Here is a 23,661-nt window from a genome sequence, read left to right as displayed (position 1 = left end):
ACCCCGCGAGCCCAGCGATCACACCCCCGGTGACCTGGGGAAACGCGCCTCGACCGGGACCGAACCGGCCGGTGAGGCGGTCTCGGGGCGCCAGCCCTCCGGGCGCAGGATGCCCAGCAGTTGGCGGACCAGTTCGTCGACGACCTCGTCCAGGCTCGCATCCACCCAGCCGGCGCTCCAGTCGTGCAGCAGACCGTTGACGCTGCCGATGAAGGCCGTGGCCGCGAGGCGGTAGTCACGCGGTGCCGCCTCCCCGCGGGCCACCGCCGCGTCCGCCTCCGAGCGGATCAGGTCGACCCAGCGGGCCCGGCGGGCCAGCCGCTGCTCCTCCAGGCGGGCGCTGACGCCGATGATCTCCACGAAGGCGATCCGGATGCGGCGTGGGTCGGAGGTGACGTCGCGGGCGTAGGCGTGGAACAGCACGGCGACCCGCTCGGCCAGCGGCAGCCCCTCGGCCGCCGCGAGCGCGTCCAGCACCGCCTGTTCCGCCCAGCCGTTGACCTCCAGGTGCAGCGCGGCGAGGACGTCCTCCAGGGTGCGGAACTCCTCGTAGAACTGGCGGGTGGACAGGCCCGCGGCCTGGCTCAGCGCGGCGACCGTCGTGGCGCGGAAGCCCGGGCTGTCGCCGAACGTCTGCAGTGCCGCCGCCAGGAACCGGCGGCGCCGCTCGGCCTGCCGTTCCTCGGCGGACCTGCCGCCGTAGCGGCCCGTAGGCGCCTTGAGCCTCCCCGTCACGCTTCCCCCTCCGTCACCCACTGGTGGCCAATCTTGTCGTGCACACATCTTGTCGAGAAGGGCGCCCCCTCCTTACTTTTCAGTAAGTTCACTGTGAATCCGCCCGTGTTCAGATTTCCCCGAGGAAAGAGAGCAGTCATGCCTGCCTCCAGATCCAGGCACCTTTGCTCCGTGGCCGCCGCCCTCGTCCTGACCGTCGCCGGCCCGGCGACCGCCGCCTCCGCCGCCTCGTCCGACGCCTCGGATCTGCGCGAGGTGCTGTTCGTGGGCAACAACTGGGACGGCACCGCCGATGTCATCAAGTCCTCCGGCGACTTCGCGAAGGTCGGCCGGATCAACGTCATCCCGGACAAGGACCAGCGGATGGCGGAGATCAACGCGGACCCCATCAAGTGGATCTACTTCATGGCGATCCGCAACAGCGTCGGCGAGGGCCACGACCAGTTCGCCGACGACATGTACTCCACACCCGACGGCAAGTCGGTCGTCGTCTCCCGCCCGAGCTTCGCCGACGTCGTGTCCATCGACCTGGCCACCGGGAAGATCAACTGGCGTGTCCCGGTGTCCGGTTACCGGGCGGACCACATGGCCGTCTCGCCGGACGGCGCCCGGGTGGCCGTCTCCGCCTCCACCGCGAACACCGTGCACGTGCTGGACATCGGCACGGGCAGGCAGCTGGGGTCGTTCGCGACCGGCGACAAGCCGCACGAGAACATCTTCACCAAGGACGGCAAGTACATCTGGAACATGGCCATCGGGGACGTCAACACTGCTCTGGACGACCCGGGCTGGGACTGGACGAAGGGCGACCGGCACATCACGGTCGTGGACGCGACCACGTACAAGCAGGTCAAGGTCATCGACATGCGCCAACGGCTGGACGCGATCGGGCTGAAGGACTTCTCCGACGCCGTGCGGCCGGCCGTCTTCTCCCCCGACGAGTCGAAGCTGTACTTCCAGGTGTCGTTCTTCAACGGGTTCCTGGAGTACGACGTGGCCGCCGACAAGATCACCCGGGTGAAGACGCTGCCGAAGAACCCGGCGACCAGCGAGGACCGCACCACCTGGGTCAACGACTCGCGCCACCACGGCATCTCGATGAACCCCGCGGGCACCAAGCTGTGCGTCGCGGGCACCATGGACGACTACGCCACGGTGGTGGACCGCGCCACCCTCCAGGAGGGCACGCCGGTCCCGGCCTCCAAGCCGTACTGGGCCACGGTCAGCGGCGACGGCAAGGACTGCATCGTCTCCGAGAGCGGCGCCGACCAGGTCACGGCGATCGACTTCGCCACCGGCCGGAAGGTGACGTCGATCCCGGTCGGCGACCATCCGCAGCGCGTCCGGCTGGGGCATGTGCAGGCCGACTGGACGGGCCCGAGCGGAAGTTGAGCCGCTGCCGTACGGCCTCCGGGGTGCCCCACGCACCCCGGAGGCCGTACCGCTGTCAGAAGTGCGCCTTCGCCCAGGAGGCCAGCTCGGACCCGGCGGCGCTGAGCAGGTCCGCCGAGGGCGCCGTGGCCCCGTTGGTCACCAGGGCGTAGTGCAGGACGCCGGAGTCCGAGTCGGTCAGCAGCAGTCGGCGGCTGCCGGTGCCGCCCGGCTCCGGGGCCACACCGACCGGGGTCCGGTCGGTGTACGCGGGCGGTGCGTAGGCCGTGCCCAGGTCGGAGACCACGGTCGTCGCCGAGCTGGGGAAGGTCGCCGGCAGGTGCAGTTCGGTGGGTGCGGTGCCGCTGCCGGAGCGCCACACCAGCAGCCCGTACTGGCCCGAGCCCACCAGCCGTGCCACGTTCGGCAGCGAACTCGGTACCGGGTTCCAGGTCAGGGTGGTCGAGCCGTCCCGGGAGCGGTCCTCGTAGGTGAAGGCGAGCGTCGAGCCGGCGGTGGCGCTGGGGTAGACGCGGTCGAGCAGCCGGGCGTCCTGACGCAGGGTCGCGTTCCCGGAGTCGTCGAGCCTCACGGCGGAGAGGTCCTCGTCGTTCCAGGCGTCGCCGGAGGTGCGGAGCTTGTCGGGGTTGCCGTTCATCAGCTCGTGGTGGCGGCCGTTGTAGAGGTCCCACTGCCACTGCGAGCCGGACAGCACCGGGCCGGAGGCGGCCGGGCTGGTCCACCAACTCGCCCCGGGGACACGGGAGTCGAGCGCCTGGTACATCGCCTTGAGCACGGTGGGCGCCTTGTCGGACACCGTGCCGGACAGCGGGTGCCCGAACTCGCTGACCACGGCCGCGGTCCCGGCGGCCGAGGCCCGGTCGCGGACGGCACCGAAGTCGGAGGCGTACTGGCCGTCGGCCGCCTTGCCCCACATCAGGATGCCGGAGATGGCCTTCTGGTCGTAGAAGTGGGTGTTGAAGACATAGCGCGGGCCGAGCGTGCCCGCGTCCAGCAGTCCGCCCTCCTGCTTCTGGGTGGAGATGTTCGCGTTCCAGAAGAGGTTGGGCTCGACGAAGGCGGGCTTGTCCTGCCAGCCGGCGGTGTCCATGCGGGCGCGGAACTTCACGTAGAACGGCCAGAGCAGGTCGCGTTCCCAGGTGCGGGAGGTCTGCCCGGAGTCGTAGCTGCCCGCGTACGGCTCGTTGTACGGGTCGAAGCCGACGACGCCGGCGAACTCGCCGTCGGTGAGGTGCTGCTGGAGGTAGGCCATGGTCGCCTGAGCCGTGGCGAGGAAGGCGTCCTGCAGACCGTGGCTGTTGTGCCAGAAGTCGTACTGCGCCTTCTGCACCGCCGCGTTCTGGGTGATGTTCTGACCCCAGAAGAGGCAGATCCCGCAGGACTCCTTGGGGTAACTTCCAGCGTCCACCGCCCACTCGGGTGCCCCGTCGCCCGTGTACCAGCTGCCGGAGTTGAAGAGGTGGCGGGAGTGGAGGTCCTGGTGGAAGTCGGGGTAGACGCGGATGCCCGCGTCCAGGAAGGCGCGCATCTGCGCGGTGACCGCGGCCAGGTAGGCGGTGTCCACCTGGCCGCGCCCGGGTTCGGCGTGCGCCCAGGAGAGCAGGAAGCGGACCGCGTTGCCGCCGCCGAGGGCACGCAGCGCGGTCGCCGACCTGCGGGCGTCGGCGACCGACGCGAAGGGCAGGCCGCCGTTCTCCTCCAGCTTGGTCTCGCCGGAGACGTTGTAGCCGCGCAGCACGACCTCGCGGCCCTGGCCGTCGGTGAAGCGGCCGTTCTGGACGGTGAGCGGGGTGCCGTCGAACCAGAGCGAGTCGGAGGGGGCGGCAGGGGTGGCGGCGGTGGCGGGCGGGGCACCCGCCACCGTCAGGAGTCCGCAGAGGACGACCAGGACAAGAAGCACACGCGCCCTGATGGTGGACATGTACACCACAGTCCGGGGATGCCGGGACAGCGTCAATACTCCTGACTCAGAAGTAAGTTGACTCTCAGTCAGCACATTCGTCTCAGTCGCCCACCCGGCGCGTGACGTTCAGCAGGTACTCCTTCCGGTTGAGCGGGTTGTGGTCGGTGCGCGGGCGTTCGGGCAGCGGGCCGCGGGTGACCGGTGCGTAGTGGTCGAAGGCGGACTCCAGCTCGCCCTCGCCGCGGGTCAGCCCCGGCAGCCGCTGCTCCAGTTCATGGACCCGGGCGGCGGGCACGGCACCCTCCAGGACACCTTCCTGTCCGTGCGCCTCGGTGCTCTCCGCCACCGCGCCCAGCCGGGCCAGCACCGGCAGCAAGGCGCCCAGCGTGTCCGCCGGGGTCTCGATGCGGAAGCGGTGCATCGGCTCGTAGACCTGGGTGCCCGCCCGGCGCAGCGCCTCGGCCAGGACGAGCGGGGTCAGGCCCCGGAAGTCGTAGCCGGTGCTCGACATGCTCTTGTCGAAACCCTGATGGGCATGGCTCTGCCGGGGCGAGTAGCCGGAGTGGGTCATGGTGACGGTGCAGTCGGGGATCTGCCAGCCGTGCAGGCCCTGGCCGAGCGTCTCGCGGACGGTGTCCTCGACGGCTTTGAAGAAGGCGTACGGCATGGAGCCCAGCTCCACCTCCAGCCGGAACCGCACGCCGGAGCCGGGCGGGGCGGGGTCGACACGCAGGCCGACGGTGGCCAGGAAGGGGTTGGAGTCCTTCTTGTTGAACTCCACGGCCTGCCCGGCGCCGACCGGCCGTTCGATGCACAGGGTGGTGGTCTCCCGGAAGGTGACGTCCAGGCCGTACTCGTCGGCGAGGGTCGCCTGGATGACCTCCTTCTGCACTTCACCGTAGAGGGAGACCGAGGTCTCCCCCCGCAGCTCGTCGTGGCGGACGCCGATGAGCGGGTCCTGTTCGGCCAGCTGGGTGAGCGCGAGATGCAGGGAGCGCCGGTCCGTGCCGGCCCCCGGGACGACGACGCTCTCCAGGGTGGGCGGCGCGAAGTGGTGCTCGTAGACCCGCCCCGGCACACCGATCGCGTCACCGATCCGGATGCCGGCGAGTCCCCACACCTTGGCGATCCGCCCGGCGCCGACCCGGTCCTGCCGGAGGTCGGTGCCGTTCTCGAAGACGGTGAGTGCGGTGACCCGCCCCTCCGCCCGAGCGCCCTTGCCCCCCTTGCTCTCCCTGCCCTCCTTGCCCTCCTTGCCGTTCTTGCGGCCGACGCCGCCCGCCTCGCGACCGTCCCCGAACAGAACCCGCTCACGCACACGCAGCGCGCCGGAGAGGATCCGCGCATAGGCGATCTTCTCCCCGGCCGGGCCCCGCTCGACCTTGAACACCGTGCCGGACAGGGGGCCGTCCGGGTCGCCGGAGGCGGTCGGCAGCAGGCGTTCGATGCCGGTGATCAGCTCGGGCACGCCGGCGCCGGTGATGGCTGAGCCGAAGTAGACCGGGTGGACCAGGGCCCGCCCGGTCTGGGTGGCGAGGGCGGTGTGGAGGCGGGTGTCGGAGACATCGCTGGCCACGTAGGCGCGAAGCAGGTCGTCGTCGTGGTCGGCGAGCGTGTCCAGGGCTGACGGGAGGAGGCGGGGGACGAAGCGAGCGTCGCGGGTACCGAGCGCTGCGGCCGTCCCCATGGGTACGAGCGGTACGGCCAGCCTGCGGGTGAGGTCGCGCAGGACCGCCTCCTCGCGGGCGCCCCGCCGGTCGATCTTGTTGACGAAGACGAGCGTGGGGATGCGCAGCCGACGCAGGGTCCGCATCAGCACCCTGGTCTGCGCCTGGACGCCCTCGACGGCCGAGACGACCAGGACGGCGCCGTCCAGCACGCCGAGCACCCGCTCCACCTCGGCGATGAAGTCCGGGTGACCGGGGGTGTCGATGAGGTTGACCGTCACCGAGTCGAGCGGGAACGACACGACCGCCGACTTGATGGTGATCCCGCGCTGCCGCTCCAGCGCGAGGGTGTCCGTCCGGGTGCTGCCGTCGTCGACGCTGCCGACCTCGTCGGTGACTCCGGCCGCGTGCAGCAGCCGTTCGGTCAGGCTGGTCTTACCGGCGTCTACGTGCGCGAGAATTCCGAGATTGAGCAAGTGCACTGAGCGTGATGTCCTTCGGCATGGGTGGGATTCCTTCCTGGGTGGACATGCACGCAGTGCGCATTGCTGGTCCTCTCTGGGTGACGTCGGGTCAGGGGAAGTGCAGCAGGGCCGCTCCTTGACAGCAATGGATTAATGTTCAACAAAAGCCCCGCCGCAGCACTCGCCGCCTCCGGAGCGCGGCCATAGAGTGACCTACATCACGTCGATCTGGCTGATTCTCACTCCTGCCCGCACGGTCTGGAGGGCACATGACCCACATCAAGGTGAACGTGGACGGCACGGCGTACGAGGACGACGTCGAACCCCGTCTGCTCCTGGCCCACTACCTGCGCGACCGCCTCGGCCTGACCGGCACCCCGATCGGCTGCGACACCTCGAACTGCGGCGCGTGCACGGTCGACCTGGACGGGGCGACCGTCAAGAGCTGCTCGGTGCTGGCCGTGCAGGCGGACGGCGGCACGGTCACCACCGTCCAGGGGCTGGCCAAGGACGGCGAGTGGACCGAGCTGCAGCACGCCTTCCACGAGCGGCACGCTCTCCAGTGCGGCTTCTGCACCCCGGGGATGATCATGGCGGCGCGCGATCTGCTGCGCGAGAACCCGCACCCCACCTCGGACGAGGTCCGGGAGGCCCTGGAGGGCAACCTGTGCCGGTGCACGGGCTACCAGAACATCGTCCGCGCGGTGCTCGCCGTCTCCGGGCAGCAGCTCCCCGAGGAGGCCACGGCATGACCGATCAGGCCGTAGAACACGAGGTGGGCCGGCCCCGGCTGCGCAAGGAGGACGCCCACCTGGTCACGGGCCAGACCAACTGGACCGACAACATCCAGGTCGCCGGACTGCTGCACCTGGCTGTCCTGCGAAGCCCGATGGCCCACGCCCGGGTCACCCGCGTCGACGTCTCTCCCGCCCTGGAACGCCCCGGTGTCGTAGCGGCGTTCAGCGGCGCCGACCTCGCCGAGGGAATGGGCTCCCTGCCCTGCGCCTGGCCGGTGACCGAGGACATCGTGCACCCCGACCACCCGCCGATCGCCGTCGACGAGGTCCGCTACGCCGGTGACCCGGTGGCGGTCGTGGTGGCCCGCGACCGGTACGCGGCCGCCGACGCGCTGGAGGCCGTCGAGGTCGACTACGAGCCGCTGCCACCGGTCCTGGACCTGGAGGCCGCGCTGGCGGACGGCGCCCCGCTGGTCCACTCCGACAAGGGCACCAACCACTGCTACACCTGGCCGCTCGCCACCGGCGAGAGCTTCGAGTCGGTCCGGCAGCGCGCCGACGTCACGCTCAAGCGCCGCTACCACCAGCAGCGGCTCATCCCCAACGCCATGGAGCCGCGCGCGGTCGTCGTCACCCCGCTCGCCGCCTCCGGCGAGTACACCGTCTACTCGGCGACCCAGATCCCGCACATCCTGCGGATCATGCTCGCCGTGGTCACCGGGATCCCCGAGCAGAAGCTGCGCGTGGTCGCCCCGGACGTGGGCGGCGGCTTCGGCTCCAAGCTCCAGGTGTACGGCGAGGAGGCCCTCGCGCTGGCTGTCGCGCGCAAGCTCGGCCGTCCGGTGAAGTGGACCGAGTCCCGCTCCGAGGGCTACCTCGCCACCCACCACGGCCGCGGCATGATCCAGGACGTGGAGATCGCCGCCACCCGGGACGGAAAGCTCCTCGGCCTGAAGGTCGACCTGCTCGCCGACATGGGCGCCTACCTGATGCTCGTCACCCCGGGCATCCCGATCCTCGGCGCCTTCATGTACCCGGGGATCTACAAGATGGACGCCTACGAGTTCAACTGCACCGGCGTCTTCACGACCCGCACGCCCACCGACGCGTACCGCGGCGCCGGACGCCCGGAGGCGACCTTCGCCATCGAGCGGATCATGGACGAGCTGGCCGCCGAACTCGGCCTGGACCCGGTGGAGGTGCGGCGCCGGAACTGGATCCGGCACGAGGAGTTCCCGCACACCTCGATCGCCGGGCTGACCTACGACAGCGGCAACTACGAGGCGGCGACCGAGAAGGCGCTGGCCCTGTTCGGGTACGACGACCTGCGCGCCGAACAGCACAGGCGCAACGAACGCGGCGACCCCGTACGCCTCGGCATCGGCGTGTCGACGTACACCGAGATGTGCGGACTCGCGCCGAGCCGGGTGCTGCGCGACCTGCGGTACGGGGCCGGCGGATGGGAGGCGGCGAGCATCCGCATGCTGCCCACCGGCAAGGTCGAGGTGGTCACCGGCACCAGTCCGCACGGGCAGGGCCACGAGACCTGCTGGAGCCAGATCGCGGCCGACGTGCTGGGCGTGCCGTTCGAGGACGTCGAGGTGGTGCACGGCGACACCCTGGCGGCCCCGCAGGGCATGGACACCTATGGCTCGCGGTCGCTGGCCGTCGGCGGCGAGGCCGTGCACCGGGCGGCGACGAAGGTGGTCGAGAAGGCGCGGAAGATCGCCGCGCATCAGCTGGAGGCGAGCGAGCAGGACCTGGAGTTCACGAACGGCGTGTTCTCCGTGAAGGGCTCCCCGGAGGCGCAGAAGACCATCCAGGAGATCGCCTTCGAGACCTTCACCTCGCACGATCTGCCCGACGGCGTCGAGCCGTCCATCAACGCCGAGACCCTGGTCGACCCGGAGAACTTCTCCTACCCGCACGGCACCCACCTGTGCGCGGTCGAGGTCGACACGGAGACCGGGCAGACGCGGATCAGGTCGTACGTCTGCGTCGACGACGTCGGCCGGGTCGTCAACCCGATGATCGTCGAGGGCCAGGTGCACGGCGGTCTCGCGCAGGGCATCGCACAGGCGCTGTACGAGGAGGCCGTGTACGACGACGAGGGCAACCTGGTCTCCGGCACGATGGCCGACTACCTCGTGCCGTCGGCGGCGGACCTGCCGGAGTTCGTGACCGACCGGACGGAGACGCCGGCGGTCTCGAACGCCATGGGCGTCAAGGGAGTCGGCGAGGCCGGGACGATCGCGTCGACGCCCGCCGTGGTCAACGCCGTGGTGGACGCGCTCAGGCCGCTGGGCGTGCACGACGTACGGATGCCCTGCACCCCCGAGCGGGTGTGGCGAGCGGTGAGGGAGGCGTCGGCATGATTCCCCCGGTGTTCGAGTACGCCCGGCCGGCCAGCGTCGACGAGGCGGTGCGCGCGCTCGCCGACGCGGGCGAGGAGGCGAAGGTGCTGGCCGGCGGGCAGAGCCTGCTGCCGCTGCTGCGACTGCGGCTCGCCTTCCCGGAACTGGTCGTGGACGTGGGCCGGATCCCGGAGCTGCGCGGGGTCCGCGAGGACGGCGACACCCTCGTCATCGGCGCCCTGACCACGCACCACGACGTGATCCGTGACCCGCTGGTGCGCCGGCACGCCGGTCTGCTCGCGGAGGCGACGGCCACCGTCGCCGACCCCGCGGTACGGCACCGGGGCACCCTGGGCGGCTCGCTCGCGCACGCCGACCCCGCCGGCGACCTGCCCGCGGTGCTGCTGGCGATGGACGGCGAGATGGTCGTCGCCGGGCCGAACGGGCGTCGGACGATCCCGGCCCGGGACTTCTTCGTCGACTACCTCCAGTCGGCCCTGGCACCCGACGAACTCCTGGTGGAGGTGCGGGTGCCGAAGGCGGACGGCTGGGGCTTCCACTACGAGAAGTTCCACCGGGTCGCGCAGGCCTGGGCGATCGTCGGCGTCGCGGCGCTCGTACGGCGCGACGACGGACGGATCGCCGAGGCACGCATCGGACTCACCAACATGGGCGCGACCCCGCTGCGGGCCACGGCGGCCGAGGAGGCGCTGTCCGGTGCCGACGGTCCCGAGGCCGTGGCACGGGCCGCCGAGGCGGCGGCCGAGGGCACCCGGCCGTCGCAGGACCTGTCGGCCTCGCCCGAGTACCGGGAGCACCTCGCGCGGGTGCTGACCAGGCGGGCGGTGCTGACCGCCGGCGGAATGGGGTGAGCGCCGATCACCCGGATGGACGACCCGGAGCAGGTGCGGGCCCGCCTGGAGGAGACGGGGTACCTCGTCGACGAAGGGCTGGGCGTCACCTGCTTCCTGGCACTGAGGCTGCACCGGCCGCTCTTCTGCGAGGGCGACGCGGGCGTGGGCAAGACCGCGCTCGCTTCCGCCCTGGCCGAGGCGCTCGACGCGCCGCTGATCCGCCTGCAGTGCCACGAGGGCATCGACGCCTCCCAGGCCCTGTACGACTGGGACTTCCCGCGCCAGCTGCTGCATCTGAGGGCCGCCGAGGCGGCCGGCGTCCAGGACGCGGACCGTCTGGAGAGCGAGCTGTACGACCGGCGCTTCCTCGTCGCCCGGCCGCTGCTGCTGGCCCTGCAGACGCAGCCGTCGGTGCTGCTGGTCGACGAGATCGACCGGGCCGACGACGAGTTCGAGGCGTTCCTGCTGGAGCTGCTCTCCGAGTACTCCGTCACGATCCCGGAGCTGGGCACCCTGCGGGCCGAGAAGCCGCCGGTGGTTGTGCTGACCTCGAACCGGACCCGGGAGGTGCACGACGCGCTGAAGCGGCGGTGCCTCTACCACTGGTTCGACCATCCCTCCTTCGCCCGCGAACTGGCCATCGTCCGAACCCGCTTGCCCCAGGTGTCGGCACGCCTGGCCGAGCAGGTCACGGCACTCGTACAGGCTCTGCGGGGCGCGGACCTGCTCAAGCCGCCCGGGGTGGCCGAGACGATCGACTGGGCCGAGGCCCTCGACGCGCTGGGCGCGAGCGAGGTGGACGCGGAGCTGGCCGTGGCGACGCTGGGCTCGGCACTGAAGTACCGGGAGGACGTGGACCGGGCCCGGACGCTCGATCTCACGGCGGTCCTGGCGACACGGGGGACGTGAACGCCATGACCGGATCGGGGCGCAGGGGGAACGGGACTTCGGGGACCGGGGATCAGCCCCCGCGCGGTCCAGCCTGGCCAGGAGACGTGCCCCCCATCGGCCCGGCAGGGCCCGGCACGAGCGGAACGTCCGATCCCGTGGACCGACCTCCGGACGAACCGGAGGACCTGACCCCCCTCGGCCCGGCGACGCCCGACACGAACAAACCCCCCGATGCCACGGACCAACCTCCGGGCGGACCAGAAGACCTGACCCTCCCCGGCCCGCCGACGCCCGACACGAACGAACCCTCCAGTGCCGGGGACCGGCCTTCCGGCGAACCGAGGGGTGCGCCGGCCGGGATGGGTGGGGCCGCAGGGGCGGATGCCGTGCTGCTCGGGTTTGTGCGGGCGGTGCGGGCCGCGGGGGTCGACGCGAGCACCGAGCGGGCGTACGCCTTCCTGCGTGCCGTGGACGTGTTGCGGCCGGGGGTGCGGGCCGACGTGTACTGGGCGGGGCGGGCGACGCTGTGCGGCGGCCACGACGACCTGGAGCGGTACGAGCGGGTGTTCGCCGCCTACTTCGGGCCACCGGGCGAGCCCGCCCGGCAGGTGGTGCGGCACGCTCCCCCGCCACGGCTGCGGCTCGTCGTGCGGGACGCGCCCGCCGGGAGCCGTGCCCCGGGCGAGAGCGAGCCTTCCGGGCCGCCGACGGCCGCGCTCGCCAGTGCCACCGAGGTGCTGCGGCACCGCGACGTGGGCGAGCTGGACGCCGCCGAGCGCGCCCATCTCAACCGGCTGCTGGCCGCGTTCGCGCTGTCCGGGCAGACCCGGCGCTCCGCGCGGCGGCGCCCGGCCCGGCGCGGGGACGTCGACCCGCGCCGCACCGTACGGGAACTGCTGCGGCGGGGCGGTGAGCCGGCCCGGCTGCGGCGCCGCGCGCGCGTGGACCGGCCCCGCCGGATCGTGCTGCTCGTCGACGTGAGCGGGTCGATGGCGCCGTACGCCGACGCCCTGCTCAGGTTCGCGCACGCCGCGGTGCGCGGGGGCCGTACGGAGGTGTTCACGATCGGCACCCGGCTGACCCGGGTGACCCGGGAACTCTCGCACCGCGACCCGGACCTGGCGATGGCGGCGCTGGCGGCGGCCGTCCCCGACTGGCGCGGCGGCACCCGGCTGGGCGAGCTGCTGCGCGAGTTCCTGGGCCGCTGGGGACAGCGCGGCATGGCGCGCGGCGCGGTCGTCGTCCTGCTCTCGGACGGCTGGGAGCGTGATGATCCGGAGCTGCTGGGCGCTCAGATGCGCCGTCTGCACGGGCTGGCGCACCGGGTCGTCTGGGCGAACCCGCGCAAGGCACGCCCGGGTTACGCGCCCCTCGCGGCCGGGATGGCGGCGGCCCTGCCCAGCGTGGACGACTTCGTCGAGGGGCACAGCCTGGCAGCGTTGGAAACGCTGGCGGCGGTGGTGCGCGGGGCGGAGACCGAGAGGGTCCCGGTTGTCCGGGTGAGAGGAGCGGAGCGTGCGTGAGATTCTGCCGGCGCTGGAGCGCTGGTACGCGGCCCGGATCCCGTTCGGCCTGGCGACGGTCGTCGCGGTCAGCCGCAGCGCGCCGCGCGGCCCCGGCGCCGCCATGGCGGTGGGGTCGGACGACGAGGTCGTGGGAAGCGTGTCCGGGGGCTGTGTGGAAGGGGCGGTGTTCGAGCTCGCGCAGGAGGTGGTGGCGAGCGGCGAGGCCCGGCTGGAGACCTTCGGGTACAGCGACGAGGACGCGTTCGCGGTCGGACTCACCTGCGGCGGCGAGATCACGCTGCTGGTACGACCGGTGACGCCCGAGACCGACCCGGCGTTCGGGGCGGTCGCCGGGTCCGTCGCCGCGGGTGAGCCGGTGACCGTGGCCACGGTGGTCGACGGGCCCGCCCCGCGCGGGGCCACGCTGGCGGTCTGGCCGGACACCGCGGCCGGCACGCCCGGCAACGTCGGCACGCTGGGCACGACTGGGCTCGACGTCGCGGTCACCGCCGACGCACGCGGCGAACTCGCCCTCGGCGCCTCGGTGCTCAGGCACTACGGGCCGCACGGCGAGCGCCGCGAGGACGCCGTCACCGTGTTCCTGCAGTCGTTCGCGCCACCGCCGCGCATGCTGGTCTTCGGCGCGATCGACTACGCGGCCTCGGTGGCCCGCATCGGCGACTTCCTCGGCTACCGGGTCACCGCGTGCGACGCCCGCCCGGTCTTCGCCACGCCCAAGCGCTTCCCGCCGGGCGTGGAGGTCGTCGTCGATTGGCCGCACCGCTACCTCGGCAGCACGGACACCGACGAGCGCACCGTGATCTGCGTCCTCACCCACGACCCGAAGTTCGACGTGCCGTTGCTCGAGGAGGCGCTGCGCCGGCCGGCCGCCTACATCGGGGCGATGGGCAGCCGCCGTACCCACGACGAACGGCGCGCCCGGCTGACCGAGGCCGGTCTCACGGAGGCCGAGCTGTCCCGGCTGCGCTCGCCGCTCGGGCTCGACCTCGGCGCCCGTACGCCGGAGGAGGTCGCCGTGTCCGTCGCCGCCGAGATCGTCGCCCTGCGCTGGGGCGGCAGCGGCGCGCCCCTGACCACGACCGCGGGGGCCATCCACCCACGCGCCACAGCCTGAGTACGAGGAGGAAGTCATGGAGCTGCACCACGAGTTCACCGTCCCCGTCGCGGTCGACGACGCCTGGCGCGCGCTCCTCGACATCGAACGCGTCGCGCCCTGTCTGCCGGGCGCGGTGGTGGAGGAGTACGACGGCAAGACCGTGACCGGCTCGGTGAAGGTCAAGGTCGGCCCGGTCACCCTGACCTACCGGGGTACCGCGGTCTTCGAGGAGCAGGACGCGGCGGCGCACCGGATGGTGCTGGTGGCGAGCGGCCGGGAGACCCGGGGGCAGGGCACCGCGCGGGCGACGGTCACCGGAACGCTGAGCGGGCGCGACGGCGGTACGGCGGTGTCGGTGCGGACCGATCTGACGGTGACCGGGCGGCCGGCGCAGTTCGGCCGCGGTCTCCTGTCGGAGGTGGGCGACCGCCTGGTGGGCCAGTTCGCGGCCTGCCTCGCCGAGCGGCTGACCGAGCGCCCCCCACGGCTCACCGGCACCGGCGAGCAACAGGAACCGCCCGCCGAGGAGGAAGTGGCCGAGCCGCTCGACCTCCTGCGAGTGGCCGCGGTACCGGTGGCCAAGCGAGCCGCGGAGGCGGCCGTGGTGTTCGCCGTGCTGGTGATGGTCGCCGCGGGGGCGCGGCGGTGCAGGCGGGCCCGGCACCGGTAGTCGTGGGCCCGTCTCCCGCGCGGGGATCAGGCGCCCTCGGCCACCAGTGCGTGCAGATGCTCGTCGTGCCAGCCGTCGGCGTGCAGCAGGGAGGAGCGCATCGTGCCCTCGAAGACATAGCCGGCCTTCTCCGCGACTCGGCAGGACGCCGGGTTGCCGACCGCGTGGCACAGCCGCAGACGGTGCAGGCCCAGGTCGTCCAGCGCCCACCGGCTCAGTCGCCGGGCCGCCTCCACGACGATGCCGCCACCGCGCGCCTCGGGCAGCACCCAGTACATGATCTCGGCGCTGCCGCCCGCCAGATCGACGTTGTGAAAACCGGCGAGCCCCAGGGGCGGGCCGCCGGGCCGGGCGATCGCCCATACGGCACCGGTCTCGGCGCGCCACCGCTCGTGCATGCGCTCGATCCGGGCCCGGGCCTCGTCACGGGTGCGGACGGAGAACAGGTTCCACAGCTGGATCGCCGGGTCCGACCCGGCGGTGAGCAGCGCGTCGGCGTCGGCGTCGGCGGTCCGCCAGGGCCGAAGCTTCAGGCCGCCCGGCAGTTCGAGGACGGGCTGGTCGCGCTCGGCCATGCTTCCCGTGGGTACGACGTCGGGTATGTCGTAGTCGGAGATCATCGACGCATCGTGCCACAGGCCGGCTACTGCCGGGGCAGCCGCCGCAGAGTGACGTCGGTGAGTGCGCCGTCGGCGACGGTCGCCGTGAGGTAGGTGCAGTGCGGCTGGCGGCGGCGGTCGGTCGGGGAGCCGGGGTTGAGCAGCCGCAGCCCGCCGGGGGCGACGGTGTCCCACGGGATGTGGCTGTGGCCGAAGACCAGCACGTCCAGGTCGGGGAAGCGGGCGGCACAGCGGGCCTCGCGCCCCTGCGCGGGGCCGGTCTCATGCACCACGCCGAAACGCAGGCCGCCCAGTTCGGCGTACGCCACCTCGGGGAGCCGGGCCCGCAGCTCGGGGCCGTCGTTGTTGCCGTACACGCCGATCAGCCGCCGGCTGCGGCTCTCCAGCAGGTCGAGGGTGGCGGTGTCGACCCAGTCCCCGGCGTGGAACACGACGTCCGCATGCGGGAGTTCGGCGAGCAGCTGGTCCGGGAGCCGCTTGGCGCGCTGGGGGAGGTGGGTGTCCGACATCAACAGGAGACGCACCCCACCAGCATAGATGCGAACAGAGAAACAGATCTTCAGGTGAGGCTGAACAGTCTGGGCTGGACAGTTCCCACTGACGGTTCTACGCTGACGGCATGGCTCACATCTCGGACTCCGCCGCCCGCACCGCGCGCGACCTGCGTGTGGTGTTCAGCCGGCTGCGGCGCCGTATCCGCGAGGTCGCGCAGGACTCCGACCTGACCCCGTCGCAGGAGTCGGCGCTCTCCCTGGTCGGCAAGCACGGCGCGGCCACGGCGAGTGCCCTGGCCGCCGCGGAGGGCGTGCGGCCCCAGTCGATGGCGACCACGCTGGCCGCCCTGGAGCAGCACGACCTGATCCGGCGTGCCCCCGACCCCGACGACGGCCGCCGCCAGCTGGTCACCCTGACCGAGGTCGGCCGGGCCCGGGTCGAGGGCAACAAGCAGCTGCGCGAGGAGTGGCTGGCCCGCGCCTTCGAGGACCGCTACACCGAGGAGGAACGGCAGACGGTCCTGAAGGCGCTGGAGCTGCTGGAACGGCTCTCGCAGCCCTGAGACCAACAACTCACCCCCCGAAAGGCCTGATCGACCCATGTCCGTCAGCACCCTCGACCCCCGTACCGCGCTCGTCGTGATCGACCTGCAGAGCGGCATCGTGGGCATGCCCACCCAGCCGTACGCCGCCGCGGACGTGGTGGCCCGTACGACCGAACTCGCCGACGCCTTCCGGGCCCGCGACCTGCCCGTGGTCCTGGTCCGGGTCTCCTTCGCACCCGACTGGGCGGACGCCGTCCCCGGCCGGACCGAGCGCCAGGCGCGCGGTCTCGCCTTCCCGGAGGGCTGGGACGTCATCGTCGACGAACTGTCCGGCCACCCCGGCGACATCCACGTCACCAAGCACAACTGGAGCGCCCTGTACGGCACCGACCTGGACGTCCAGCTGCGCCGGCGTGGCGTCACCCAGATCGTGCTGGCCGGCATCGCCACCAGCATCGGTGTCGAGTCCACCGCCCGCGACGCCTACGCCCACGGCTACCACGTCACCCTCGCCACCGACGCCATGGCCGACAGCGACGCCGAGGCACACCGGGGCAGCGTCGAACGGATCTTCCCGCGGCTCGGCGAGAGCGGTACGACGGCCGAGATCCTGGAGCTGCTCGCCAAGACCCACGCCTGACCGGCCAGTTGGGGCATCCCTTGTGCGGGCGGACGGTCGTCCGCGCAAGGGCCCGGGTTAACATTCGGCCACGCGCACCGTGCCCGAGGTGCTGACCGTCGCGCTGCCGTTGTACGTCCCGGACACCACCGAGGTCCTGGTGCGGCTCGCGGACAGCACGTCGCACCGCACCTTCGACCGGGCCGCGGCGCTGACCCCGGCGAACGGCGCGCGGTCGCTGCTGGAGGTGCGGGTGCCGGTGCCGCTCCTGAGGAACGCCAGGTGGCGGGCCGCGCTTGTGCCGCCCCGGGACGGCGGGCAGGAGCGCGTGCTCGGGCTGCCGCTGCTGTTGAAGGTGGGCCGCAGGCCCGGTGCGGTGGAGGTGACGCCCACGGCACCCCCCGGCCTCCCGCAGCGGCTACTGCGCGCGGCACGGCGGGTGCTGGGAGCCGTGCTGAAGAAGACGACCGGGAGGGTGTGACGGAGTGCGGCAGCTGGGCATAGCGGACACCTGGGTGCTGGAGCCCAAGGTGTTCCTCGCGCCCTTCTCGATCACCAAGGGCGTGGGTGATCTCCAGCTCGCCCCACCGGGACGGGCCGATCGCGCGCACCGCGTGGTCGAATCCCGAGCCTTCATTGGCCATACCCCAACGGCGATCGTCCGGATCGGACCTTCGTTTGTCCTACTGGTTCGTCACGAGGGTGTGGCTCCGGTGCCGTCGGCGGTTCATGTGGTGTCCATGCGGTAGCGTCACCGGCGATGACGGAACTACCCGACATTTCCGACACAGGAAAGATCGTCGCGCGGTACACGGCCCCCGCCCCGCGGCCCGGCCGGACCCTGCTGCGCTGGGCCTGCACGACCGATCACAAGGTGATCGGCCGGCTCTACATGGTCACGGCGTTCTGCTTCTTCCTCTTCGCCGGACTGCTGGCCCTCGCGATGCGCGCCGAACTGGCCCGGCCGGGGCTGCAGTTCCTGAGCGAGCAGGGCTACAACGAGTTCTTCACCATCCACGGCACGACCATGATGCTGCTGTTCGCGACGCCGATGTTCGCCGGGTTCACGAACGCCGTGATGCCACTTCAGATCGGCGCGCCGGACGTGGCCTTCCCGCGGCTGAACGCGCTGTCCTACTGGATGTACCTGTTCGGCGGGCTGATGGTGGTGTCCGGGTTCCTGGTGCCGGGCGGTGCGGCCGCGTTCGGCTGGTTCGCGTACGCGCCGTTGAACGCCGCCTACTTCTCCCCCGGTGCGGGCGGCGACCTGTGGGCGATGGGGCAGGTGGTGGCCGGTGTGTCGACGACGCTGGGCGCGGTCAACTTCATCGCGACGATCGTGTGCCTGCGCGCGCCGGGCATGACCATGTTCCGGATGCCGATGTTCACCTGGAACGTGCTGTTCACCTCGATCCTGATCCTGCCCGCGTTCCCGGTGCTGGCGGCGGACCTGCTGGCGCTGGAGTCGGACCGGAAGTTCGGCTCGCACGTCTTCGACGCGGCGAACGGGGGCGCGCTGCTGTGGCAGCACCTGTTCTGGTTCTTCGGGCATCCCGAGGTGTACATCGTGGCGCTGCCGTTCTTCGGGATCATCTCGGAGATCATCCCGGTCTTCTCCCGCAAGCCGCTGTTCGGCTATCTGCCGATGATCGGGGCGACGATCGCGATCACCATGCTGTCGGCGGTGGTGTGGGCGCACCACATGTTCGCGACCGGTGCGGTGCTGCTGCCGTTCTTCTCCATCATGTCGTTCCTGATCGCGGTGCCCACGGGCATCAAGTTCTTCGCCTGGATCGGGACGATGATCCACGGGTCGGTCTCGTTCGAGACGCCGATGCTGTGGTCGCTGGGGTTCCTCGTGTCCTTCCTGACGGGCGGGCTGAGCGGGGTGCTGATCGCCTCGCCGCCGCTGGACTTCCACCTGACCGACTCGTACTTCATCGTCGCGCACCTGCACTACGTGCTGTTCGGGACGGTGGTGTTCGCCATGTTCGCCGGCTTCTACTTCTGGTGGCCGAAGTTCACCGGGAAGATGCTGGACGAGCGGCTCGGGAAACTGCACTTCTGGCTGCTGTTCCCGGCGTTCCAGCTGACCTTCTTCGTGCAGCACTGGCTCGGCGAGGCGGGGATGCCCCGCCGGTACGCGGACTACCTGCCCTCGGACGGCTTCACGCTGCTCAACACCCTCTCGTCATCGGGGGCGTTCCTGCTCGGCATCTCCACGCTGCCGTTCCTCTACAACGTCTGGCGCACCTCGACCAAGGCCGAGAAGGTCACCGAGGACGACCCGTGGGGGTGGGGACGGGGCCTGGAGTGGGCGACGTCCTGCCCGCCGCCACGCCACAACTTCCACGCGCTGCCCCGGGTGCGGTCGGAGTCGCCGGCGTTCGACCTGCATCATCCGGAGGTCGTGCGGCAGGCGGAGGAGGAGGGCCTGCGATGAAGACCGAGGCGATGCTGTTCGGCGGGGTGGCCGTGTTCTTCGGCGGGTCCGCCGCCCTGTACGGGGTGTGGTCGCAGGACGACACGGGCACGACCGTGCTGGTCGTCGCGTTCGGGATGGCGGCGCTGGTGGCCTTCTTCTGTCTGATCCAGTACCGGCGCCGGGGGAAGCGGGCGCAGGACCTTCCGGACGCGGAGGTGGCGGACGGGGCCGGGCCGGTGGCGTTCTTCCCGCACGAGAGCCTGTGGCCGATCGTCACCGCACTCGGGTTCGCGGTGGCGGCGACCGGCGTGGTCTTCGGGCTGTGGCTGTTCCTCATCGGTCTGGGTGTTCTGGCGCGCGGGGTTTTCGGGATGGTGTTCCAGTACGTGCACCGGTGAGCGGCCTGCGCGGCGCGCCGGGCCGGAACCGCTCGACGGGCTCGTGGCCGCTCTCGTAGCCGCCGGTCACGCTCTGGCGGATCTCGCCGGTGGACACGCCCTCGGCGAGGCGCGCGCACTCGGCCTCCGTCAGTGCCCGGCACAGCCAGCGGGTCACCACGAAGGCGAGGACCGGCGCGACCACGAGGGCCACGCGCAGCCCCCAGGTCAGGACGTTGACGGAGATGCGGAAGGTCTGGGCGATGATGTCGTTGCCGCCGGCCAGCAGCAGCACGGCGTAGAAGACGGTGCCCGCCACTCCGAGGCCGGTGCGGACGGGGCGCTCGCGCGGCCGGTCGCACAGGTGCTGCTCGTACTGCCACTCCCCCGTCAGGCGCTGCTCCACGAACGGGTAGGCGTACAGCACGGTGAAGAGCAGCCCGGGCAGGACGACGGCCGGGAGCAGCACGTTCCACATGAGGGTGTGTCCCGCGAAGTTGGTCTCCCACGGCGGCACCAGCCGCAGGGCGCCCTCCAGGAAGCCGACGTACCAGTCGGGCTGGGAGCCGGTGGAGACCACGTCGGGGCGGTAGGGGCCGTAGTTCCAGATCGGGTTGATCTGGGCGAGGCCGGACAGCAGCACGAGCACGCCGGAGATGGTGAGGGCCAGCCCTGAGGTGAGGGCGGTGAAGTGCGGGAAGAGCGGCTTGCCGAGGGCGTTGCGGTTGGTGCGGCGGGGGCCGCGCCACTGGGTGTGCTTCAGGTAGAACACCAGGGTCAGATGCACCGTCACCAGGCCGATGAGCGCGCCCGGGAGCAGCAGGATGTGCACCGGGTAGAGCCGGGTGATGATGTCGTGGCCCGGGAACTGGCCGCCGAAGACGAAGAAGGCCACGTACGTCCCGACCACCGGCAGGGAGAGCATGATGCCCTGGGCGATGCGCAGGCCGGTGCCGGAGAGCAGGTCGTCGGGGAGCGAGTAGCCGGCGAAGCCCTCGGCGAGCGCCAGGACGAACAGGGTGAGCCCGATCGCCCAGTTCAGCTCGCGGGGCCGGCGGAAGGCTCCGGTGAAGAAGATCCGCAGCATGTGCAGGCCGATCGCGGCGACGAACACGAGCGCGGCCCAGTGGTGGGCCTGCCGGATCAGCAGTCCGCCGCGCACGTCGAAGCTGATGCGCAGGGTGGAGTCGAAGGCCGCCGACATGAGTACGCCCTGCAGCGGCTCGTAGGAGCCGTGGTAGACGACCTCGCGCATCTCCGGCTGGAAGAAGAAGGTCAGCCACACACCGGTCACGATCAGCACGAGCAGGCTGTAGAGGGCGATTTCGCCGAGCAGGAAGGACCAGTGCTCGGGGAACGCCTTGCGCAGCAGCTGCCCGCCCTCCAGGAAGGGCAGCCGGGCGTCCGCCGCGTCCGCGAGCCGCTCGGCTCGGCGGCCGGCTCGGCTCATGTGTCCTCCGCAGCCGCCGCCCGCTCCACCTCGGCCTCCACCTCGGCACGCGGCCGGTCCGTCTGCCGGGCGTAGTCGCTCACCGCGGTCTGCACGTCCCGCGCGAGCTCCCGCCAGGCACGCAGAGCCGTCTCGTAGGTGTCCGACTGGGCACCCGTCATCCCGTGCTCGGCGGGCGGGCCGTAGGTGTCGCGCAGTTCCTCGACCATGCGGTGCGCCGCGTCGGCCGCGCGCTGCTTCTCCACCAGTTCTTCGAAGGTGTGTGCCACGACAGGAGACCCTAGGCACGGCGGGCCTGCTTGCTCCTCCGACCTGCCGGGAGCGGCCCCGACCGGTACCCGACTGGCCGTCAGGCCTCGGGGGCGATGTCGGCCCACACCTGTTTGCCGCCGCTGACCGGCACCGTTCCCCAGGCCTCCGACACCGCCTCCACGAGCAGGATGCCGCGGCCGCCGGTGGCCTCCCAGCCGACGTTGGTGTTCTTGACGGGGCTGCGCGGCGAGGTGTCGGCGACGGCGAGCCGCAGCCGGTGGTTGACCAGACTGAGGTCGAGACGGACCTGACCGTCGGTGTGGACCAGGGCGTTGGTGACCAGCTCGGAGACGACCAGGAGGGCCGTGTCCATGGTGTCGGACGGGACGCCCCAGGTGCGCAGGGTGCGCCGGGTGAAGCGGCGGGCGTGCCGGACCGCTTCGGGGACCCGCCACACGGTCCAGGTCTCGCGCAGCGGGCGTACGGCCATGCCGTCGTAGCGCATCAGCAGCAGGGCGACGTCGTCGCCGCGGTGGGCGCCGGTGAGCAGGGCGTCGGCGACGAGGCCGAGGTGGCCGGGGTCGGCGGCGGCGAGTTCGCTCGTGAGCCGGTCGAGGCCCGCGTCGATGTCGGTCTCGGCGGACTCCACCAGACCGTCGGTGGTGAGCGCGAGGACCGTGCCGGGCTGGAGGCGGAGCGGGGTGATCGGGAACTCGGCCTGGGTGAGCACACCGAGCGGCGGGCCGCCCTCGGCCTCGACGATCTCGGTCGTGCCGTCGGGGTGGCGCAGCACCGGCGGCAGATGACCGGCGCGCACGCACCAGGCGGTGCCCTGCTCCATGTCGACGTCGACGTAGCAGCAGGTGGCGAAGAGGTCGGTCTCCATGTCCAGCAGCAGCCGGTTGGCGTGCGCGACGACCACGTCCGGGGTGTGGCCCTCGGCGGCGTAGGCGCGCAGGGCGGTGCGCATCTGGCCCATCAGGGTGGCGGCGCCCGCGTTGTGGCCCTGGACGTCGCCGATGACGAAGGCGACGTGGTTGTCGGCGAGCGGGATCACGTCGTACCAGTCGCCGCCGACCTCAAGACCCGCGGTGGTGGGCAGGTACCGGGCGACGGCGACCGCGCCGGGCAGCCGGGGCAGGCGGCGCGGCAGCAGGGTGCGCTGGAGCATGCCGACGAGTTCGTGCTCGGCGTCGAAGGCGTGGGCGCGCAGCAGGGCCTGCCCGGCGAGGCCGGCGGAGGCGGTGAGCAGCGCGCGCTCGTCGGGGGTGAACTCGTGCGGCTGGTCCCAGCCGACCAGGCAGGCGCCGGCCATGCGGCCGCCCGCGGGCAGCGGCAGCACGGCGAGGCCGCCGGGGCCGACGCCGGCGAGGGCGGGCTCCAGCGGGGAGCCCGCGGGCCAGATCCGGGTGCGGCCCTCGCGCAGGGCGGCGGCGAGGGTGGGCATGGCGCGTACCGGTGCGTCGGGCCATTCGGTGCGCCACTCGGAGCGCCACAGCTCGGGCCAGGCCTCGGGTTCGGGCGGGTCGAGGACGGTGACGACGAGGCGGTCGTTCTCCAGCTCGGCGAGGGCGATGCGGTCGGCCTTGAGGGGTTTGCGCAGGGCGTCGACGACGGCCTTGCCGACGTCCTTGACGGTGCCGGCCATGGCGAGGGCGGCGGCCAGCCGCTGCACGCGAGCCACGTCGGTGACGCCGGAGCGCACGGTGGAGGCGTCCGCGACGGTGCCGACGAGCCGGGCCGGGTGCCCCTCGCCGCCGGGCAGCAGCCGGCCGCTCAGCCGCAGCCACCTGGGCGGTCCGGAGGGCTGCAGGGCGCGGAACTCCAGCTCGCGGTCGCCGATGGACATGTGGTCGGCCTCGACCACCGACATCAGCGCGGGCAGGTCCTCGGGCACGGTGAGGGCGAGCAGTGTCTCCACCTTGCCGTCGAAGGTGTCCCGGCCGATCCCGAAGAGGCGCAGGATCTCGTCGCCGACCTCGACCCGGCCGCTGTCCATCGCCAGGCTGAACGCGTCGCCGGGCAGCTCGCCGGTGTCGGCGCCCGGGCCGGCCGGCACGGGCACGGCGACCGCGCGGGCGATCAGCTCCAGGCAGGCGCGGTCGTCGGTGCCGAATCCGCCCGGGTGCTCGCTGACGGCGAGCAGACAGCCGCTGCCGGCCGGACCGAGCGGCAGCGCACCGACGGAGAACTCGGCCGACGGAGTACGGCGCGCCTCGGCGCAGTCGGCCAGCTCGTCCGGGCCGAGCCATCGGGGCCGCCCGGTGCGGTGGGCCTCGGCGACCGGGGAGCCGCCCGTGGCCGGATAGCCGTCGCGCAGGCCGTACAGCGTGCGGGGCAGACCCGCCGACTCGGCCAGACACAGCACGGAGGGATCGGCGCCGGGCACGTAGACGCCCACGAACGCCGCCCCGGCGAACACGAGTGCCTGTTCGAGGACCCGGCGCAGCCGGTCGGGAGAGGCGGGCACGGCGATGAGTGTTTCAAGGGCGATTTCGGCACGCTCGGCTCTCGTTCTGCGCACCGCAGCACCCTCACTGGCCACTTGGCCATTACAGCGCGTATGAGCCGCCTGCGCAGCCCCTGTGAA

At 72.1% G+C, this 23,661-nt stretch carries 22 protein-coding genes; 14 read left to right on the top strand and 8 right to left on the bottom strand.

Going from position 1 to position 23,661, the window contains the following annotated elements:
- Positions 1–18: 18 nt before the first annotated feature.
- Complete coding sequence (locus ACFYZZ_RS07440; RefSeq protein ID WP_389172619.1) at positions 19–735, bottom strand: TetR/AcrR family transcriptional regulator; 717 nt, start codon at positions 733–735, stop codon at positions 19–21.
- Positions 736–873: 138 nt separating this feature from the next.
- Here ACFYZZ_RS07440 and ACFYZZ_RS07435 point away from each other — a divergent pair, with 138 nt between their 5' ends.
- Positions 874–2,127 carry a YncE family protein gene (locus tag ACFYZZ_RS07435; RefSeq protein WP_389172618.1) on the top strand — a complete coding sequence of 418 codons (1,254 nt, stop codon included), beginning with the start codon at positions 874–876 and terminating at the stop codon, positions 2,125–2,127.
- 55 nt (positions 2,128–2,182) lie between these two features.
- On the opposite strand, the gene ACFYZZ_RS07430 is transcribed toward ACFYZZ_RS07435, so the two are convergent.
- Entirely contained in the window at positions 2,183–4,048 is a 1,866-nt protein-coding gene (locus tag ACFYZZ_RS07430) for a cellulase family glycosylhydrolase (protein WP_389172616.1), read from the bottom strand.
- A gap of 82 nt (positions 4,049–4,130) precedes the next feature.
- A complete protein-coding gene (locus tag ACFYZZ_RS07425) occupies positions 4,131–6,179 on the bottom strand; it encodes a GTP-binding protein (RefSeq protein ID WP_389172614.1) in 2,049 nt (682 codons plus the stop codon).
- A gap of 251 nt (positions 6,180–6,430) precedes the next feature.
- On the opposite strand from ACFYZZ_RS07425, the gene ACFYZZ_RS07420 reads away from it, so the two are divergent.
- From ACFYZZ_RS07420 to ACFYZZ_RS07390, 7 genes are all read left to right on the top strand, one after another.
- Entirely contained in the window at positions 6,431–6,913 is a 483-nt protein-coding gene (locus ACFYZZ_RS07420) for a (2Fe-2S)-binding protein (protein WP_389172613.1), read from the top strand.
- The gene (locus ACFYZZ_RS07415; RefSeq protein WP_389172611.1) at positions 6,910–9,273 is read left to right on the top strand and encodes a xanthine dehydrogenase family protein molybdopterin-binding subunit; all 2,364 of its coding nucleotides are present in this window, start codon (positions 6,910–6,912) and stop codon (positions 9,271–9,273) included. The genes ACFYZZ_RS07420 and ACFYZZ_RS07415 overlap by 4 nt, the downstream gene beginning before the upstream one ends.
- The gene (locus tag ACFYZZ_RS07410; protein ID WP_389172610.1) at positions 9,270–10,124 is read left to right on the top strand and encodes an FAD binding domain-containing protein; all 855 of its coding nucleotides are present in this window, start codon (positions 9,270–9,272) and stop codon (positions 10,122–10,124) included. The genes ACFYZZ_RS07415 and ACFYZZ_RS07410 overlap by 4 nt, the downstream gene beginning before the upstream one ends.
- A gap of 15 nt (positions 10,125–10,139) precedes the next feature.
- Entirely contained in the window at positions 10,140–11,015 is an 876-nt protein-coding gene (locus tag ACFYZZ_RS07405; RefSeq protein WP_389172608.1) for an AAA family ATPase, read from the top strand.
- A 341-nt stretch (positions 11,016–11,356) separates the two neighbouring features.
- Positions 11,357–12,520 carry a VWA domain-containing protein gene (locus tag ACFYZZ_RS07400; protein ID WP_389172606.1) on the top strand — a complete coding sequence of 388 codons (1,164 nt, stop codon included), beginning with the start codon at positions 11,357–11,359 and terminating at the stop codon, positions 12,518–12,520.
- On the top strand, positions 12,513–13,637 hold the full coding sequence (locus ACFYZZ_RS07395; protein WP_389172605.1) for an XdhC family protein: 1,125 nt from the start codon (positions 12,513–12,515) through the stop codon (positions 13,635–13,637). Before ACFYZZ_RS07400 ends, ACFYZZ_RS07395 begins: the two co-directional genes overlap by 8 nt.
- Positions 13,638–13,653: 16 nt before the next feature.
- Complete coding sequence (locus tag ACFYZZ_RS07390; RefSeq protein WP_389172603.1) at positions 13,654–14,289, top strand: SRPBCC family protein; 636 nt, start codon at positions 13,654–13,656, stop codon at positions 14,287–14,289.
- A gap of 26 nt (positions 14,290–14,315) precedes the next feature.
- Here the strand turns inward: ACFYZZ_RS07390 and ACFYZZ_RS07385 are convergent, their stop codons facing one another.
- Positions 14,316–14,909 (bottom strand): GNAT family N-acetyltransferase, encoded by a 594-nt coding sequence (locus ACFYZZ_RS07385; protein ID WP_389172601.1) that lies wholly within the window; start codon positions 14,907–14,909, stop codon positions 14,316–14,318.
- A 23-nt stretch (positions 14,910–14,932) separates the two neighbouring features.
- On the bottom strand, positions 14,933–15,433 hold the full coding sequence (locus ACFYZZ_RS07380; protein ID WP_389172599.1) for a metallophosphoesterase family protein: 501 nt from the start codon (positions 15,431–15,433) through the stop codon (positions 14,933–14,935).
- Between the two features lie 95 nt (positions 15,434–15,528).
- Between ACFYZZ_RS07380 and ACFYZZ_RS07375 the strand changes: the two genes are divergently transcribed.
- From ACFYZZ_RS07375 to ACFYZZ_RS07350, 6 genes are all read left to right on the top strand, one after another.
- Positions 15,529–15,966, top strand: coding sequence for a MarR family winged helix-turn-helix transcriptional regulator (locus ACFYZZ_RS07375; RefSeq protein WP_389172598.1), 438 nt, complete (start codon positions 15,529–15,531; stop codon positions 15,964–15,966).
- Positions 15,967–16,003: 37 nt separating this feature from the next.
- The gene (locus ACFYZZ_RS07370; RefSeq protein WP_389172597.1) at positions 16,004–16,588 is read left to right on the top strand and encodes a hydrolase; all 585 of its coding nucleotides are present in this window, start codon (positions 16,004–16,006) and stop codon (positions 16,586–16,588) included.
- Positions 16,589–16,676: 88 nt separating this feature from the next.
- Positions 16,677–17,048 carry a hypothetical protein gene (locus ACFYZZ_RS07365; RefSeq protein ID WP_389172596.1) on the top strand — a complete coding sequence of 124 codons (372 nt, stop codon included), beginning with the start codon at positions 16,677–16,679 and terminating at the stop codon, positions 17,046–17,048.
- A gap of 4 nt (positions 17,049–17,052) precedes the next feature.
- Complete coding sequence (locus tag ACFYZZ_RS07360; RefSeq protein WP_389172595.1) at positions 17,053–17,316, top strand: hypothetical protein; 264 nt, start codon at positions 17,053–17,055, stop codon at positions 17,314–17,316.
- Positions 17,317–17,327: 11 nt separating this feature from the next.
- A complete protein-coding gene (gene ctaD / locus ACFYZZ_RS07355) occupies positions 17,328–19,010 on the top strand; it encodes a cytochrome c oxidase subunit I (protein WP_389172594.1) in 1,683 nt (560 codons plus the stop codon).
- The gene (locus ACFYZZ_RS07350; RefSeq protein WP_389172593.1) at positions 19,007–19,390 is read left to right on the top strand and encodes a cytochrome c oxidase subunit 4; all 384 of its coding nucleotides are present in this window, start codon (positions 19,007–19,009) and stop codon (positions 19,388–19,390) included. The genes ctaD and ACFYZZ_RS07350 overlap by 4 nt, the downstream gene beginning before the upstream one ends.
- Here ACFYZZ_RS07350 and ACFYZZ_RS07345 read toward each other — a convergent pair.
- The 3 genes from ACFYZZ_RS07345 to ACFYZZ_RS07335 form a co-directional block, all read right to left on the bottom strand.
- Positions 19,326–20,819, bottom strand: coding sequence for a cytochrome bc complex cytochrome b subunit (locus ACFYZZ_RS07345; protein WP_389172592.1), 1,494 nt, complete (start codon positions 20,817–20,819; stop codon positions 19,326–19,328). The two genes, ACFYZZ_RS07350 and ACFYZZ_RS07345, sit on opposite strands and share 65 nt — an antisense overlap.
- Positions 20,816–21,088, bottom strand: a complete 273-nt coding sequence (locus ACFYZZ_RS07340) for a hypothetical protein (protein WP_389172590.1) — start codon at positions 21,086–21,088, stop codon at positions 20,816–20,818. Before ACFYZZ_RS07340 ends, ACFYZZ_RS07345 begins: the two co-directional genes overlap by 4 nt.
- A gap of 80 nt (positions 21,089–21,168) precedes the next feature.
- Complete coding sequence (locus ACFYZZ_RS07335; RefSeq protein ID WP_389172588.1) at positions 21,169–23,616, bottom strand: SpoIIE family protein phosphatase; 2,448 nt, start codon at positions 23,614–23,616, stop codon at positions 21,169–21,171.
- Between the last annotated feature and the right edge of the window lie 45 nt (positions 23,617–23,661).

It is taken from the genome of Streptomyces sp. NPDC001816, from assembly GCF_042892235.1.
Lineage (GTDB): Bacteria > Actinomycetota > Actinomycetes > Streptomycetales > Streptomycetaceae > Streptomyces.
This window is presented reverse-complemented; position numbering and strand designations above follow the sequence as displayed.

Bases quoted from the DNA above. Each gene is read 5' to 3' on its own strand.
- ACFYZZ_RS07410 (WP_389172610.1), top strand. From the start codon at position 9,270: ATGATTCCCCCGGTGTTCGAGTACGCCCGGCCGGCCAGCGTCGACGAG.
- ACFYZZ_RS07435 (WP_389172618.1), top strand. From the start codon at position 874: ATGCCTGCCTCCAGATCCAGGCACCTTTGCTCCGTGGCCGCCGCCCTC.
- ACFYZZ_RS07405 (WP_389172608.1), top strand. From the start codon at position 10,140: ATGGACGACCCGGAGCAGGTGCGGGCCCGCCTGGAGGAGACGGGGTAC.
- ACFYZZ_RS07430 (WP_389172616.1), bottom strand. From the start codon at position 4,048: ATGTCCACCATCAGGGCGCGTGTGCTTCTTGTCCTGGTCGTCCTCTGC.
- ACFYZZ_RS07390 (WP_389172603.1), top strand. From the start codon at position 13,654: ATGGAGCTGCACCACGAGTTCACCGTCCCCGTCGCGGTCGACGACGCC.
- ACFYZZ_RS07420 (WP_389172613.1), top strand. From the start codon at position 6,431: ATGACCCACATCAAGGTGAACGTGGACGGCACGGCGTACGAGGACGAC.
- ACFYZZ_RS07350 (WP_389172593.1), top strand. From the start codon at position 19,007: ATGAAGACCGAGGCGATGCTGTTCGGCGGGGTGGCCGTGTTCTTCGGC.
- ACFYZZ_RS07375 (WP_389172598.1), top strand. From the start codon at position 15,529: ATGGCTCACATCTCGGACTCCGCCGCCCGCACCGCGCGCGACCTGCGT.
- ACFYZZ_RS07370 (WP_389172597.1), top strand. From the start codon at position 16,004: ATGTCCGTCAGCACCCTCGACCCCCGTACCGCGCTCGTCGTGATCGAC.
- ACFYZZ_RS07385 (WP_389172601.1), bottom strand. From the start codon at position 14,909: ATGATCTCCGACTACGACATACCCGACGTCGTACCCACGGGAAGCATG.
- ctaD (WP_389172594.1), top strand. From the start codon at position 17,328: ATGACGGAACTACCCGACATTTCCGACACAGGAAAGATCGTCGCGCGG.
- ACFYZZ_RS07400 (WP_389172606.1), top strand. From the start codon at position 11,357: ATGGGTGGGGCCGCAGGGGCGGATGCCGTGCTGCTCGGGTTTGTGCGG.
- ACFYZZ_RS07345 (WP_389172592.1), bottom strand. From the start codon at position 20,819: ATGAGCCGAGCCGGCCGCCGAGCCGAGCGGCTCGCGGACGCGGCGGAC.
- ACFYZZ_RS07415 (WP_389172611.1), top strand. From the start codon at position 6,910: ATGACCGATCAGGCCGTAGAACACGAGGTGGGCCGGCCCCGGCTGCGC.